12 protein-coding genes, 1 tRNA gene and 1 riboswitch are annotated in these 15,258 nt (G+C 66.1%); of the genes, 9 read left to right on the forward strand and 4 right to left on the reverse strand.

The genetic code is table 11. The annotated features are described in order from the left end of the window. Window positions 1-85: 85 nt before the first annotated feature. Complete coding sequence (locus tag ACFPK0_RS06000) at window positions 86-616, reverse strand: winged helix-turn-helix transcriptional regulator (protein WP_377339080.1); 531 nt, start codon at window positions 614-616, stop codon at window positions 86-88. A gap of 141 nt (window positions 617-757) precedes the next feature. On the opposite strand from ACFPK0_RS06000, the gene ACFPK0_RS06005 reads away from it, so the two are divergent. The 4 genes from ACFPK0_RS06005 (at window position 758) to ACFPK0_RS06020 (ending at window position 5,540) form a co-directional block, all read left to right on the forward strand. Then, window positions 758-2,035: a D-amino acid dehydrogenase gene (locus ACFPK0_RS06005; RefSeq protein WP_377339082.1), complete on the forward strand. Its 1,278-nt coding sequence runs from the start codon at window positions 758-760 to the stop codon at window positions 2,033-2,035. Beyond that, window positions 2,035-3,108, forward strand: coding sequence for an alanine racemase (alr, locus tag ACFPK0_RS06010; RefSeq protein WP_377339084.1), 1,074 nt, complete (start codon window positions 2,035-2,037; stop codon window positions 3,106-3,108). The genes ACFPK0_RS06005 and alr overlap by 1 nt, the downstream gene beginning before the upstream one ends. A gap of 76 nt (window positions 3,109-3,184) precedes the next feature. Beyond that, on the forward strand, window positions 3,185-4,477 hold the full coding sequence (locus ACFPK0_RS06015; protein WP_377339086.1) for a beta/alpha barrel domain-containing protein: 1,293 nt from the start codon (window positions 3,185-3,187) through the stop codon (window positions 4,475-4,477). 115 nt (window positions 4,478-4,592) lie between these two features. Further along, window positions 4,593-5,540, forward strand: a complete 948-nt coding sequence (locus tag ACFPK0_RS06020; protein WP_377339088.1) for a sensor domain-containing diguanylate cyclase — start codon at window positions 4,593-4,595, stop codon at window positions 5,538-5,540. Between the two features lie 81 nt (window positions 5,541-5,621). On the opposite strand, the gene gcvP is transcribed toward ACFPK0_RS06020, so the two are convergent. Next, the gene (gcvP, locus tag ACFPK0_RS06025) at window positions 5,622-8,546 is read right to left on the reverse strand and encodes an aminomethyl-transferring glycine dehydrogenase (RefSeq protein ID WP_377339090.1); all 2,925 of its coding nucleotides are present in this window, start codon (window positions 8,544-8,546) and stop codon (window positions 5,622-5,624) included. 37 nt (window positions 8,547-8,583) lie between these two features. After that, window positions 8,584-8,685, reverse strand: a riboswitch (glycine riboswitch). 168 nt (window positions 8,686-8,853) lie between these two features. Here gcvP and ACFPK0_RS06030 point away from each other — a divergent pair. Beyond that, window positions 8,854-9,321, forward strand: a complete 468-nt coding sequence (locus ACFPK0_RS06030) for a VOC family protein (protein WP_377339092.1) — start codon at window positions 8,854-8,856, stop codon at window positions 9,319-9,321. Window positions 9,322-9,538: 217 nt separating this feature from the next. Here the strand turns inward: ACFPK0_RS06030 and ACFPK0_RS06035 are convergent. After that, window positions 9,539-9,625: transfer RNA gene (locus ACFPK0_RS06035), tRNA-Leu, on the reverse strand. Between the two features lie 137 nt (window positions 9,626-9,762). On the opposite strand from ACFPK0_RS06035, the gene rnr reads away from it, so the two are divergent. The 3 genes from rnr to ACFPK0_RS06050 are packed head-to-tail and all read left to right on the forward strand — an operon-like array spanning window position 9,763 to window position 13,489. Next, entirely contained in the window at window positions 9,763-12,477 is a 2,715-nt protein-coding gene (gene rnr, locus ACFPK0_RS06040; RefSeq protein ID WP_377339095.1) for a ribonuclease R, read from the forward strand. Next, complete coding sequence (rlmB, locus tag ACFPK0_RS06045) at window positions 12,474-13,220, forward strand: 23S rRNA (guanosine(2251)-2'-O)-methyltransferase RlmB (RefSeq protein WP_056080357.1); 747 nt, start codon at window positions 12,474-12,476, stop codon at window positions 13,218-13,220. The genes rnr and rlmB overlap by 4 nt, the downstream gene beginning before the upstream one ends. Beyond that, a complete protein-coding gene (locus ACFPK0_RS06050) occupies window positions 13,217-13,489 on the forward strand; it encodes a CBU_0592 family membrane protein (RefSeq protein ID WP_056604731.1) in 273 nt (90 codons plus the stop codon). Before rlmB ends, ACFPK0_RS06050 begins: the two co-directional genes overlap by 4 nt. Before the next feature lie 88 nt (window positions 13,490-13,577). Here ACFPK0_RS06050 and ACFPK0_RS06055 read toward each other — a convergent pair whose 3' ends face one another. Next, window positions 13,578-14,360 (reverse strand): enoyl-CoA hydratase/isomerase family protein, encoded by a 783-nt coding sequence (locus ACFPK0_RS06055; RefSeq protein WP_056080352.1) that lies wholly within the window; start codon window positions 14,358-14,360, stop codon window positions 13,578-13,580. Window positions 14,361-14,501: 141 nt separating this feature from the next. Between ACFPK0_RS06055 and ACFPK0_RS06060 the strand changes: the two genes are divergently transcribed. After that, the gene (locus ACFPK0_RS06060) at window positions 14,502-15,257 is read left to right on the forward strand and encodes an FKBP-type peptidyl-prolyl cis-trans isomerase (RefSeq protein WP_235577558.1); all 756 of its coding nucleotides are present in this window, start codon (window positions 14,502-14,504) and stop codon (window positions 15,255-15,257) included. The last annotated feature ends 1 nt before the right edge of the window (window position 15,258 follow it).

Below are 15,258 nucleotides of genomic sequence, written 5' to 3' on the forward strand. Positions count from 1 at the left end.
TTTGTGCACGCTGCATCCAGCCACGTGTACATGCTGCCTGGCATGGGCAGGATTTTCCGACGCTGTGAGCGACAACCTCGGCCGCTCATGGCCCTGAGTCGCCCTTGCCATCCCGTCCGCCATCGGCGCGACCGATGCGGTCGCCGATGGGCAGGGTCAGGGTTTCCTTGGCTTCTTCCATCACGATGTAGCTTTTCGAGTCGCGCACGTTGGGCAGCGTCAGCAAGGTGCTACCGAGCAACTTGCGGTACGACGCCATGCCGGAAATGCGCGCCTTGATCAGGTAATCGAACGCGCCGGAAACCAGGTGGCATTCCAGCACGTTGGGCAGGCGCAGCGCGGCGGTGCGGAATTCCTCGAAGATGTCGCCTGATTTGTAGGCCAGGCTGATCTCCACGAACACCAGCAGGCCGGCGCCGACCAGTTGCGGATCGAGCCGCGCGTGATAGCCGGTGATCACGCCGTCGCGTTCCAGCCGGCGCACGCGTTCGGTGCAGGGCGTGGTGGAAAGGCCGACCCGCTCGCCCAGGTCGGTGAACGATATGCGGCCCTCTTCCTGCAGCACGCGCAGGATTTTCCGGTCGATTTTGTCGAAGTTGCGGCGTTGGCCGGCCATGAAAGCTCCGTTGCTTGCCTGTTTGGCAGTGATTTTACCTGTCATTGGCACAAAAGACGGAAAACAAGCCTGGTCGAACCTTCCTATACTCGCCTCCGATTCCCGCGCAGGTGCGGGCGAACGACAGGGCGGGCGAGGGCAATGCGGGTATTGATATTGGGCAGTGGCGTGATCGGCGTCTGCAGCGCGTGGTATCTGGCGCGTGCGGGGTTCGAGGTCACCGTGGTCGATCGCCAGCCGGGGGCCGGGCTGGAAACCAGCTTCGCCAACGCCGGCCAGATTTCCCCCGGCTATGCGTCGCCATGGGCCGCCCCGGGGGTGCCGCTGAAGGCGTTGAAGTGGCTGTTCATGCGTCACGCGCCGCTGGCGATCCGGCCCGGCCTCGATCCGCAGCAATACCTGTGGCTGCTGCAGATGTTGCGCAACTGCACGGCCAGCCGCTACGCCATCAACAAGGCGCGGATGGTGCGCCTGTCCGAGTACAGCCGCGACTGCCTGGATGAGCTGCGCAAGGAAACGGGGCTGGAATACGAAGGCCGCCAGTTGGGCACCATGCAGGTGTTCCGCACCCAGGCACAGCTTGACGGGGCGGACAAGGACACGGCCGTGCTCGATCAGTACGGCGTACCGTACGAACTGCTGGACCGCGCCGGCATCGTGCGGGCCGAGCCGGCGCTGGCCGGCGTGGTCGACCAGTTGAGCGGCGCCTTGCGCCTGCCTCACGACGAAACCGGCGATTGCGAGCTGTTCACCCGGCGCCTGGCCGAGCGCGCGCAGGCGGCCGGTGTCGAGTTCCGCTTCGGTGCCACCATCGAGAGGTTCGAGCACGATGGCGGCCGCATCACCGGCGTACGGATAGACGGCCAAACAGAACGCGCCGATCGCTACGTGCTGGCGTTGGGCAGCTATTCGCCGCGGCTGCTGGTACCGCTGGGCATTCGGCTGCCGGTCTATCCGTTGAAGGGCTATTCGCTGACAGTGCCGATTACCGACCCGGCAATGGCCCCAACCTCCACTATCCTTGACGAAACCTACAAAGTCGCCGTGACCCGGCTTGGCCAGCGCATCCGCGTTGGCGGCATGGCCGAGGTCGCCGGCTTCGATCTGTCGCTGTCGCCACGCCGGCGCGCGACGCTGGAGAAAGTGATCAACGACCTGTACCCCCATGGCGGCGACCTGACCCGCGCCTCGTTCTGGACTGGCCTGCGCCCGGCGACGCCGGATGGTACGCCCGTGGTCGGCGCCACCCGCCTCGACAACCTCTACCTCAACACCGGTCACGGCACGCTGGGCTGGACCATGGCCTGCGGCTCGGGTCGCTACCTGGCCGACCTGATGACCGGGCGGCCGCCGCAGATCAGCGGCGAGGGTCTGGATATTTCGCGCTACGGCACGCGTGCTGCGGGGGCGAACGCTTGATGCGCCCGGCACGTGCGCTCATCGATCTGGCCGCGTTGCGCCACAACTATCGCCTCGCACGCGAGTTGGGCGGCCGCAAGGCGCTGGCCGTGGTCAAGGCCGACGCCTATGGTCACGGTGCGGTGCGCTGTGCCCGCGCGCTGGAACCCGAAGCCGATGGTTTTGGCGTGGCCTGCATCGAGGAAGCGCTGGAATTGCGCGAGGCCGGCATACGCGCGCCGATCCTGCTGCTGGAGGGTTTTTTCGAAGCGTCCGAACTGGCGTTGATCGAGGCTCACGACCTGTGGTTCGTGGTGCAGGCAGACTGGCAGATCGACGCCATCGAGCGCGCGCGGCCGGCGAAGCCGTTCACGGTATGGCTGAAGCTTGATTCGGGCATGCACCGGCTGGGTCTGGCGGCGCAGGATTACGGCGCCGCGTGGCATCGCCTGCAGGCCATGCCGCACGTTGGTGAAGTGGTGGCGATGACTCATTTCGCCCGCGCCGACGAACTGGATTGCGACCGCACCGGGCAGCAGCTGGCGCTGTTCAACCAGGTTTGTGCGGAGGCGTCGCTGCCGACCAGCCTGGAAAACTCGCCCGCACTGCTGGGCTGGCCGGATGTGCATGGCGACTGGTCGCGGCCTGGCCTGATGCTGTATGGCGCCTCGCCGTTTGCCGGCACCCATCCCGTGGCAGACCGCTTGCGCCCGGTGATGACGGTGGAGTCGGGAATCATCAGCGTACGTGACCTCGGCGTGGGCGAACCGGTGGGCTACGGCGCGCGCTTCGTCACCCGCCGGCCCAGCCGCATCGGTGTGGTGGCGATGGGTTATGCGGACGGCTATCCGCAATTCGTTCCCAATGGCACGCCGGTAGCCATCGATGGCCGGCCCGGCGACCTGGTCGGCCGCGTGTCGATGGACATGCTGACGGTGGATCTCACCGACCATCCGGCTGCCGGCCTGGGCAGCCGGGTCGAGTTGTGGGGTGGGCAAGTGCGTGTGCATGACCTGGCTGCGCGCTGCGAGACCAGCGCGTACCAGTTGCTGTGTGCACTGAAGCGGGTGCCGCGTACTTACGTGGAGGAGTAAGCGCGGCGTCAAACACCGCTTGTATGATCTCGGGCGCCGCGATCGATCGTGCGTCGACGTCAACAAGGGGACCATCGTGCCACTGACACAGCAAGCGCTGGAGCGTGCCCATGCCATCCTGGCCCGGGCGGACGCCAAGCTGGACCAACTGCGCCGCATCGAGCCGTACCTGATCGATCTGTCACTGCGGGAAAATCCGGTGGGCTCGAACCTGGGCCAGACGCTGGCGGACAAGCTGGCGATCCTGCCGAAGCTGCGCGAGTTCGGTTTCCGGAATATCTCGCTCGGCACGCTCGATTACGCGATGCCGGAGGAGCTCGAGGTCGACGACGATTTCATGCAACACCTGCGTGACCAGCAGGTCGACATGACCGGCTGCTTCGCGTTCACCGCGATGGGTATCCAGTCGGCCGATGGCGTGTTCACGCCCGATCCGTCGCAGTTGAAGTTGCGTGCGTACGGCGTGCCCAACACGGTGCAAGAGATCTCCATCACCAAGGCGGGCAGGGGTACGCAATACGACCTGGAAACCCTGCGCCGCAGCCTGCCGGCGAGCATCGACTGGTTGTGCCAGAACATCCGCGGCGAGGACGGCACGCGGCCGCGCATCCTGGTCAATATTGTCGATGGCTGCGATGCCTTCGCCGAATGTCCCGAGGTGACCTGTTCCATCATCGACCTGCTGGCGGGGCTGCCGATCGAGGGCGTCACCTTCGAGGACGACCGCGGCAGCTTCCTGCCGTTCCAGGTCGGCGCCTATGTGGCGGTGGCGCGCAGCCTGTTGCCGCCGCCGCTGAAATTGCTGGTGCATATCCATGCCGGCGCCGGTTTCGAGAATGCCTCGGTGATCGAGGCGCTGCTCAATGGCGCCGATGGCATCTGGGGCGGGTTGCCCAAGCGCGCGGCGATCATCGGCCATGCCTCGCTGGGCGAACTGATCGCCAACCTGGCGCGCGTGGGCAATCCGCATGTGCAGGATTACCAGTTGGACCAGCTGTTGCCGTTGGCGACCGGGCTGCAGGAGCTGGACGACCTGAAACCGGTGCCCGACGACCTGCCGGTGCTGGGGCACAACGCGTACCGCCTCACCCTGAGTTCGTTCAGGCAGATCCCTGGCCGCTTCATGGATCTGGCGCCACGGGCGATCGGTGGAAGCTACCGTTATCGGGTCTGCCCGGTAGTCAGCGATCCGACGGTGATCGCGGGCCGGCTGGCGGAAGTGACCGGGCAGCCGGCGAGCGATTTCCCCGAGGAGATCACCCGGCAGATGATTCGCCTGATGCGCCGCGATTTGCGCGCCGGCGAGCGCATTGACTATGACGAGCCGCAGCAACTGCTGGCCTTGCTGGCTCGCGCCGGACAGCCCTGAGGTGTACTTTGGGCGGATGGGCGGCATGCAGCGGTGCGTCTCATCGCCTGATTCGCGGCTCCTGCAAGATCAAAAAAACGCCGGCATGCCGGCTCTGGATCGGATGGAGGGAACGATGGTGGACATCGAAGCAAGGACTGAGCTTGATGGTGACGTCTACAGGACGTTGCTGGAATCCACCAACGCGATTCCCTGGAAGATCGACTGGGCCACGATGGCGTTTGCCTATATCGGGCCGCAGATCGAGAGCCTGCTCGGCTGGACGCCGGAAAGCTGGGCAAGCGTGCAGGACTGGGTCGACCGCATGCATCCGGAAGACCGCGCCTGGGTAGTGGATTTCTGCGTGGCGCAATCGAAGGACGGCGTCGACCACGAGGCGGACTACCGCGCGCTGAGCAAGAACGGCGAATACGTGTGGATCCGCGACGTGGTGCACGTGGTGCGCAACGGCGAGGGTGAGGTCGAGGCGCTGGTCGGTTTCATGTTCGACATCAGCGAACGCAAGCGCACCGAGGAGAAGCTGCTCAACATGCAGCGCGAGCTGGAACGGCTTTCGTTCAAGGACGGCCTAACCGGCGTGGGCAACCGGCGTTGTTTCGACAAGGTGCTGAAGAACGAATGGAGCTGCGCGCAGCGCAGCCGGCAGCCGTTGTCGCTGGTGATGCTCGATATCGATTATTTCAAGCAGTACAACGACCACTACGGCCATATCCAGGGCGACAACTGCCTCAAGCAGGTGGGCGCCTTGCTCGACTCCATGGCCACCCGGCCGCGCGATTTCCTGGCCCGCTACGGCGGCGAGGAGTTCGTGCTGGTGTTGCCCGAGACCGACGCGCAATCCGCTCGCAGCATGGCCGAGCGGTGCCGCGAGTTGATCGAGCAGACGCAGATGCCGCACGAGAAATCCAGCGCGGCCCCGGTGCTGACGGTCAGCCTGGGTGTGGGCGCGGTGGTCCCCGACATGGCCGACGAGCCGTTGTCGTTGATCGATGCGGTGGATCGCGCGCTGTACCAGGCCAAGTTGCAGGGCCGCAACCGCATCGCGATGGCCGACGAACCGTAGCGGGCGAAATGGTCGACAGGCGTCAACAAGCAAAGGCCCCGCATGCGGGGCCTTTGCCGTTTCCGATGATGCAACGGCGGTTTACGCCTCGACGTCTTCCTTGTACGCGTCCACCGGGATGCAGGCGCACATGATGTTCTTGTCGCCGTAGACGTTGTCGACGCGGGCTACCGGCGGCCAGTATTTCTGCAGCTTCAGGCTGGCCAGCGGGAAGGCGGCCAGTTCGCGCGGGTAGGCGTGCGTCCATTCGCTGGCGGTGACCGTGGTGGCAGTGTGCGGCGCGTTTTTCAGCGGGTTGTCCTCGCGGTCGAGCTGGCCATTCTCGATGGCGCGGATCTCGTCGCGGATCTGGATCATCGCGTCGATGAAGCGATCCAGTTCACCCTGCGATTCGCTTTCCGTCGGCTCCACCATCAGCGTGCCCGACACCGGGAAACTCAGCGTGGGTGCGTGGAAGCCGAAATCGATCAGCCGCTTGGCCACGTCCTCGGCGCTGATGCCGGTGCTGTCTTTCAGCGGGCGCAGGTCGAGGATGCACTCATGCGCCACCAGTCCGTTGCGGCCGGTGTACAGGGTGGGGTAGTGCGCGTCCAGGCGCCTGGCGATGTAGTTGGCGTTGAGCAGCGCCACTTGCGTGGCCTTGCGCAGGCCCTGCTGGCCCATCAGGGTGATGTACATCCAGCTGATCGGCAGGATCGACGCGCTGCCGAAGGTGGCGGCGCTGACCATCGCGCCGTTGCCAGTGCCCTGGGTGCGCGCGCCGTCGTTGCCCAGCGCGCCCGGCAGGAACGGGGCGAGATGCGAACGCACCGCGCACGGGCCCACGCCGGGGCCGCCGCCGCCGTGCGGGATGCAGAAGGTCTTGTGCAGGTTGAGGTGGCTGACGTCCGAGCCCCACTTGCCGGGCTTGGCCACGCCGACCAGCGCGTTCATGTTGGCGCCGTCGGTGTACACCTGTCCGCCGTGCTGGTGGACGATGTCGCAGATGGCGACCACGTCTTCCTCGAACACGCCGTGGGTGGACGGGTAGGTCAGCATGATCGCGGCGAGGTTGGCCGAGTGCTTCGCGGCCTGCGCGCGGATGTCTTCCAGGTCCACGTTGCCGTTCGCGTCGCACTTGGTGACCACCACCTTCATGCCGCACAGGTGGGCGGACGCCGGGTTGGTGCCATGGGCGGATTCGGGGATCAGGCAGATGTCGCGATGGCCTTCGCCGCGCGACTGGTGATACGCGCGAATCGCCAGCAGGCCCGCGTATTCGCCCTGGGCGCCGGAGTTCGGCTGCAGGCTCACCGCGTCGTAGCCGGTGATCTCCGCCAGCTGCGCTTCCAGCCCCGTGATCAGTTCCTGGTAGCCCTGCGTCTGAGCGGCGGGCGCGAACGGGTGGATGTTGGCGAATTCCGGCCAGGTGACCGGGATCATCTCGGCGGTGGCGTTGAGCTTCATGGTGCACGAACCCAGCGGGATCATCGTGCGATCCATCGCCAGATCCTTGTCGGCCAGCGCACGCATGTAGCGCAGCATCTCGTGCTCGCTGTGGTGGCTGTTGAACACCGGGTGGGTGAGGAAGGGCGAGGTGCGCCGCAGCGTCTCGGGGATCAGCGACGGTGCGTTGGCGTCCAGTGCATCGATGCTGGGCAGCGTCGCGTCATCGCCGCCGAAGATGCGCCACAGCAGTTCGATGTCGGCGCGCGTGGTGGTTTCGTCCAGCGAGATGCACAGGTATTCGTCCCACGCCTTGCGCAGGTTGGCGCCCAGCGACACCGCGCGGGCGGCGAGGGCGTCGGTGCGGTCGCCGGTCTTCAGGCTGATCGTGTCGAACGCGCTGTCGTGGTGGCTGGCGCTGAAGCCGAGCTGCTGCAGGCCGGCCTTCAGGATCGCGGTGAGCCGCGCCACGCGCGAGGCGATGCGCACCAGCCCGTCCGGGCCGTGGTAGACCGCGTACATCGAGGCCATCACGGCAAGCAATACCTGGGCGGTGCAGATGTTGCTGGTGGCCTTCTCGCGGCGGATGTGCTGCTCGCGCGTCTGCAGGGTGAGGCGGTAGGCCGTGTTGCCCTGCGCGTCCACCGACACGCCGATCAGCCGGCCCGGCATCGAGCGCTTGTACGCATCGCGGCAGGCCATGAAGGCGGCATGCGGGCCGCCGAAACCGAACGGCACGCCGAAGCGCTGCGAGTTGCCGATCACGATGTCGGCGCCCATTTCGCCGGGCGTCTTGAGCAGGGTCAGCGCCAGCAGATCGGTGGCGAAAATGGCCAGCGCATGCTTCGCATGGATCTTCGCGGTCTCTTCGCTCCAGTCCATCAGCCAGCCGCTGCTGGCCGGGTACTGGATCAGCGCGGCGAAGTAGTCGTCCGCGGCGATCGCGGCGTCCCACGCCTCGGCCGAGTCGGCCAGCTTGATCACCAGGCCCAGTGGCTCGGCGCGCGTGCGCATCACCTCGATGGTTTGCGGGTGGGCGTCGCCGAACACCACCACGACGTTGCCCTTGGCCTTGGCTGAGCGCCTGGCCAGGGTCATCGCCTCGGCCGCGGCGGTGGCCTCATCCAGCAGCGAAGCGTTGGCGATGTCCATGCCGGTGAGGTCGGCGCACAGCGTCTGGAAGTTGATCAGCGCCTCCATGCGGCCCTGCGAGATTTCCGCCTGATACGGCGTGTATGCCGTGTACCAGGCCGGGTTCTCGAGGATGTTGCGCAGGATGACGTTGGGCGTGAACGTGCCGTAGTAGCCCTGGCCGATGAAGCTGCGGAACACCTGGTTTCTGTCGGCGATGGCGCGGATCCGGGCCAGTGCGTCCTCTTCGGTGATCGCCTCGGGCAGGGCCAGCGGCGCGGTCGACTTGATCGAGCCGGGCACGATGGCGTCGGTCATCGACTCCAGCGAAGCGTGGCCGATCGTGTGCAGCATGCGGGCGATTTCGGCGTCGTCCGGGCCGATGTGACGTTCGATGAACGCGCCATGGTGTTCCAGGTCGCGCAACGAGGCATGGGTGGGGTGGCTCATGTCAGGGCATCCGAAGACAGCGTGCGTGCCGCACGCGGGGCGCCCCTCTGTCCTTTTGCCTGAGAGTTTGGAAGCACCGTTGTGGTCGCTTCGTGCCCCTTCGGCGCCGGATTCAACCGGTCTCTCCAGAGTGTTTGCGCGCGGTGGTATGGGGGCCTGAGCGATTACGGGCGTTGCGTCTTCGGCAGCAGTCAATTCCAGCAAGGGACGACCGCTTCTCCCACCATGCGTTTACCGCGGCGATTATACAGGGGCTGGCGGCGCGACGGCGCTATCCTCGGACACCGGTTCATGCAAGGAAAAGGTGATGATCCGTATTGGCGAAATCGACCATGTGGTGCTTCGCGCCATCGACATTGAAGCCATGCAGCGCTTCTACGTCGAGGTGCTGGGATGCCATGAGGAGCGCCGGCAGGACGAGATCGGCCTGGTGCAGTTGCGCGCGGGCGCATCGCTGATCGACCTGGTCAGCATGGACGGCAAGCTGGGTCGTCAGGGTGGCGCGGCGCCCGGCCCCGAGGGTCACAACGTGGACCACATCTGCCTGCGCGTGGAGGCGTACGACGAGGCGGCAATCATGGCTCATCTCAAGTCGCATGGTGTGCGCATCGGCGAGTCGGGTTCGCGCTACGGCGCGCGCGGCGAGGGGCCGTCGATCTATCTGTACGACCCGCAGGGCAACATGATCGAGTTGAAGGGGCCGGCGGTTACGGGCGCGGCTCCTTCCCTGCGTGCAGGGGAGGTCAGGAAGGGTGAGGCTTCTGCCCCGGATTGACGAAGATCGACCCCTCCCCATCCTCCCCCGCTGCGCAGGGGACGGAGCAGGGCGCAGGTTCTTCCTGACTTCAATCAAACTCGGAAAAGACGAAGGCCGCTTTGAAAGGCGGCCTTCCTGACTTTAATCGAACCCGGAAAAGACGAACGAACCCGGAAAAGACGAACGAACCCGGAAAAGACGAAGGCCGCCTTGTTAGGCGGCCTTCGTTTATAATTGGTGCCCAGAAGAGGACTCGAACCTCCACGGAGTTGCCCCCGCTAGCACCTGAAGCTAGTGCGTCTACCAATTCCGCCACCTGGGCAGTGGGTCTCACGTCGCTGCAGCAGCTGCGTGAGCCGCGTAATGTAGGCACCTGCCGATAGCTTGTCAACACTTTTCCACCCCCCTTTCCCTCGCGCCGTGGCATTCTCCGCGTCGCGTACATCACAAGGACACTGAGTGACCAGAAAAACCCCTCCCCATTCCGGCAAGCCGCCGGAATCCTCGCCCGCGAAGAAACCGGCCCGCCGCTCGCCGCGTGCCAACGCTCCCGCGGACAAGCGCAACCGGGCTGCCGTCGGCGCCGTGCGCGACCCGCAAGCCGAGCGCGAGGCCCGTCGTTACGACCGGCCCATCCCCAGCCGCGAGGCGATCCTCGCCCTGCTCGAAGAACGCGGCGAATTGCTGACCGAGGCGCGCATCGCCGAGGCGTTGCAGATCATTGAGGAAATCGACCTCGAAGCGCTGCGCAAGCGTCTCGCTGCCATGGTGCGTGACGGCCAGTTGCTGCTGGGCCGCCGCGGCGGCTACGCGCCGACGCAGAAGCTCGACCTGATTGCCGGCCGCGTGCTGGCCAATGCCGAGGGCTACGGCTTCCTGCGCCCGGACGAAGGCGGCGAAGATCTTTATCTGTCGCCGCAGCAGATGCGCGCAGTGATGCATGGTGACCGCGTGCTGGCCAGTGTGGTCGGCATCGATCGCCGCGGCCGCCGGCAGGGCGCCGTCGCCGAAGTGCTGGAGCGTCGCTCGCCGCGGCTGGTTGGTCGCGTGGTGATCGAGAACGGCGTGACCCTGGTGACGCCCGACGATCGCCGCCTGCATCTTGATGTGCTGATCAAGCCGGGCGAGGACCAGGGCGCACAGTCCGGCCAGATCGTGGTGGCGGAAATCACTGATCCGCCCACGGCCCAGCGTGGCCCGATGGGCGTGATCCGCGCCGTGCTGGGCGAGCGCCTGCAGCCGTCGCTGGTGGTGGAAATGGCGATCGCCAGCCACGACCTGCCGCACGAATGGCCGGCCGCCGTGCTGCGCGATGCGGCCCAGGTGGAATCGGTGGTGACCGCCGCCGAGCGCGAAGGCCGCACCGATATCCGCAAGCTGCCGCTGGTCACCATCGACGGCGCCGACGCCCGCGATTTCGACGATGCGGTATACGCCGAGCCGAAGCGCGGTGGCGGCTGGCGGTTGATCGTGGCCATCGCCGACGTGTCGCACTACGTGCAGGTGGGCAACGCGCTGGATCGCGAGGCCTACGAACGCAGCACCTCGACCTATTTCCCCGGCTTCGTGGTACCGATGCTGCCGGAGACGCTGTCCAACGGCATTTGCTCGCTGAACCCGAAGGTCGACCGGCTGTGCATGGTCTGCGACATGGTGGTCGACGCCGATGGCGCGGTCAGCAAGGCGAAGTTCTATGACGCGGTGATGCTGTCGCACGCGCGGCTCACCTACGACAAGGTGTGGCAGGCGGTGGGTTTGAAAGACGCGGATGCACGCCACGAAGTGGCCGACGTGCTGCCGCAGCTGGAAAACCTGCACGCGCTGTACAAGGCGATGGCGGCGCAGCGCAAGCGTCGTGGTGCGATCGACTTCGAGACGCCCGAGGTGAAATTCCGCCTCGACAATACCGGCAGCGTGGAGTCGATGGGCGCCACCGAGCGCAACGACGCGCACAAGCTGATAGAGGAATGCATGATCGCCGCCAACGTGCAGGCGGCGCTGTTCCTGGAGAAGAAGAAAATCCCCGCACTGTTCCGCGCCCACGAGCCGCCGCCGGCGGAAAAGTACGAGGACCTGCAGCAGTTCCTGCGCGAGTTCAAGTTGCGTATGCCGCCGGTGGATGAAGTGACCCCCGTGGATTTCTCCGAAATCCTGGCGTTGGTGCACGACCGCCCCGAGCGCGAGCTGATCCAGAACGTGCTGCTGCGCTCGCAAAGCATGGCTGCCTACCAGCCCGAGAACCGCGGCCACTTCGGCCTGGCGCTCACCGCGTACGCGCACTTCACCTCGCCGATCCGCCGCTATCCCGACCTGCTGGTGCATCGCGCCATCCGTTACGCGCTGACCGGCCGCAAACCCGCCGATTACACCTACAGCCCCAGCGACATGGCGGCGATGGCGATTCATTGCTCGCAGCGCGAGCGCCGCGCCGAGGAAGCTGAGCGCGACGTGGACGAGCGCTTCAAGTGCGCCTGGATGGCCAAGCACGTGGGCGAGGAATTCGACGGTGTGGTCACCGGCGTCACTTCGTTCGGGTTGTTCGTGGAGCTGGACGCGTCGAAAGTCTCCGGCCTGGTCCACATCAGCCAGCTGGCCAACGACTACTACCACTTCGACGCCACCCGCAAACTGCTGAAGGGCGAGCGCACCGGCGCGCAGTTCCGCCTGGGCGATCACGTGCGCATCCAGGTGCTTCGCGCCAGCCTGGAGGATCGCAAGATCGATTTCCGGCTGGTGGCACCGCGCGCCACGGCGGTGCCTGTCGCCAGCGGCAAGGCCTACGACTATGCCGCCAGCGGCGAGCGTTACTCGCTGCCGAAAGCGGCTGCAGCCAAGAAGCAGGGCATGTTCGGTCGTGCCGCCAAGGCGATCGGCCGCGCATTCGGTCGCAAGGACGCCGCGGCGGCGCCCGAGGCGGCAGCGCCCGCCGTCACCACTGCCGAGCCCGCACGGCGCACACGCCAGCAGGCCGACACCAGCCAGCGCCCGCGCTCTGCGAAGAAGACAGGCGACGCTACGGCCCGCCGCCCGCGCAAGCAGGGTGGGGAAACCGCGGGCAAGCGTGAAAAGGCGGCGGTCGCGCCGAAAGCCAAGCCGGCCGGCGCATCGAAAAAAGCCGCGCCCGGCAACAGCGGCCGGCGTCGATCGAAACAGAAACCGAAGGGCGAGCAATGAGCGAAAGCTGGATCGTAGGCATCAATCCGGTCGAAGGTGCACTGAGCAATGATGCCGAGCGCGTGCGCGAGGTTCTGGTGGAAAACGGCCAGCGCAACGCGCGCGTGCTGGAACTGGCCGAGCGCGCGAAGAAACTGAAGATTCCTGTGCAGCATCGCCCGCGCGACGAACTGGACAGGCTGGCCGGCGAAGCGCGCCACCAGGGCGTGGTCGCTCGTTACGAAGCGGCACCGGCCGCGCATGAGAGTGACCTCGCCGGCCTGCTGGAGCGCGACGGCAACACCGCGCTGGTGCTGGTGCTCGACGGCGTCACCGATCCGCACAACCTGGGTGCTTGCCTGCGCAGTGCGGCAGCGGCCAAAGTCACCGCGGTGATCGTGCCCAAGGACCGCGCGGTGGGGCTCACCCCGGTGGTGCGCCGTGCTTCGGCCGGCGGTGCCGACCGGGTGCCGCTGATCGCCGTCACCAACCTGGCCCGCACGCTGCGCGAATTGAAGGACGCCGGCGTGTGGATCACCGGCCTGGCCGGCGATACCGACACCTCGATCTATGGCGTCGACTTCAATGGCCCGGTGGCCATCGTGCTGGGCAGCGAGGGCGAAGGCATTCGCCGGCTCACCCGCGAGCTGTGCGATTTCGTGGCGAAAATCCCCATGCCCGGCACGATGGAAAGCCTCAACGTTTCCGTCGCCACCGGCGTGGCGCTGTTCGAAGCCTTGCGCCAACGGACGTCCAAACGATGACGACACTTTACTGGCACGACTGGTCCGGCTACATCGGCGTGGTGCTGGTGCTGCTGGCGTTTTTGCTGTTGCAGGCGCATCGCCTGCACGGCAACGGCCTGACGTATCAGCTGCTGAATGCGTTCGGTGCGCTGGGCGTGCTGCTGTCGCTGGTGTTCGGCAGCTTCAACACCTCCGCCTTCGTGATGGAGGCGGCGTGGCTGCTGATCAGCATCTACGGCATCGTGCGCGGCACGCGTCTGCGTCGCGAGAAACGCGACATTTCCTGATCGCTGTGGGAGCGACTTCAGTCGCGATGCTTTTTACTCCCGGATTCACCCAGGAGCATCGCGGCTGAAGCCGCTCCCACGGCCCAGGTTAGATGCCGTGGAACACGGCTTTGCGCTTTTCCAGGAAGGCAGTGGTGCCCTCGCGCATGTCGTCGGTGGAAAAGCTCAGCGCGAACGCCTGCGTTTCGAATGCCAGGCCTTGGTCGATCGCGTTCTCGCCGCCTTCGAGCACGGCGTCGAGAATGCGCCGGGCCGCCAGCGGTGCGGCGGCCGCCAGCTGATCGGCGAGGGCGTTCACGGTTTCGTCCAGCGCTTCGGGCGCCACCACGCGCGTCACGATGCCCAGTTCATAAGCGCGCTGCGCGGTGATCGGTGTGCCGGTGAGGCACAGCTCCAGCGTGGCGCCGCGGCCGGCCAGCCGCAGCAATCGCTGGGTGCCGCCGAAGCCGGGGATCAGGCCCAGGTTGATTTCCGGCTGGCCGAACTTCGCCTTCTCGCTGGCAATGCGGAAATGGCAGGCCATCGCCAGCTCCATGCCGCCGCCCAGCGCAAAGCCCTGCACGCGGGCGATGACCGGTTTGCCCAGCCGCTCGATCGACGTCATCAACTGCTGGCCGGCGCGCGAAAACCCCTGCGCCTGGGTTGCCGTGTAGCCATGCATCTCCGCGATATCGGCGCCGGCCACGAAGGCTTTCTCGCCCGCGCCCGCCAGCACCACCACACGTACCGCGTCGTCGTACGCCGCCTGCGTGAAGGCCATGCCGAGTTCGTTGAGCGTCTCCCGGTTCAGCGCGTTGAGCTTGTCGGGGCGATTGACGGTGATCACGTTCACCGCGCCGCGGTTCGTGATTTCCAGATTGCGGTAAGCCATGCCTGACTCCGGCCGATTGCGGGCCTTCGATGGTAGCAGCGGGAACCTTTGTGCCGGCCCGGTTTCTCAGCCATGCGTCCTCAAACCACGCGCCCTGCAGGAAACCCGCGGGGCGCATGACACTGGCAGAATCGGCTTGGCATGAACCTACCGTATCGACAATCGCGCCGGGCTTTTCCCGCGTTGGAGCGAGCCCTGCGCACATGGTGCTGGCTGTCGCTTGGCGCGTTGCTGCTGGCAGGCGCCGCGCAGGCACAGACGCCAGCCGCGCATCCGCCGGGGTTGGACAAGGCCAAGCTGTCGTATGCCATCGGCTACAAGATCGGCAGCCAGTTTGCCGACCGCAAGCCATCACTGGATATCGCCGCGATGCAGCGAGCGATCCAGGATGCCTACGACAAGCGCGACCCCAGCGTGTCGATGCAGGACATGCACCAGCAACTGCAATGGCTCGACCAGCAGATGCACGCCGATGCGGTGGCCACCTTCAAGCGTATGGCGATCGAGAACGCGAAAAAAAGCGCCGCCTACCTGGCGCAAAACCGGAAGCAGCCCGGCGTGGTGCAACTGCCCTCGGGCATCCAGTACGCGGTGCTGAAGAAGGGCAGTGGCAAGGTCCATCCCACGGTAACCAGCCGGGTGGTGGTGAACTACCGCGGCATGCTGGTGGACGGCACCGAATTCGACAGCACCTGGGCGCACGGCGCGCCGGTGAGCTTTATCGTGAACAAGGTGATCCGCGGCTGGCAGGACGTGATACCGCGGATGCGCGTGGGCGATCGCTGGAAAGTGGTGATTCCGTCCGAGCTTGCCTATGGCGAATACGGCCAGTTGCCACGCATCGGGCCGAACGAGGCACTGGTGTTCGAGATCGAGCTGCTCGACATCAAAAGCTGAC

It is taken from the genome of Rhodanobacter ginsenosidimutans, assembly GCF_042655685.1.
GTDB classification, from domain to species: domain Bacteria; phylum Pseudomonadota; class Gammaproteobacteria; order Xanthomonadales; family Rhodanobacteraceae; genus Rhodanobacter; species Rhodanobacter ginsenosidimutans.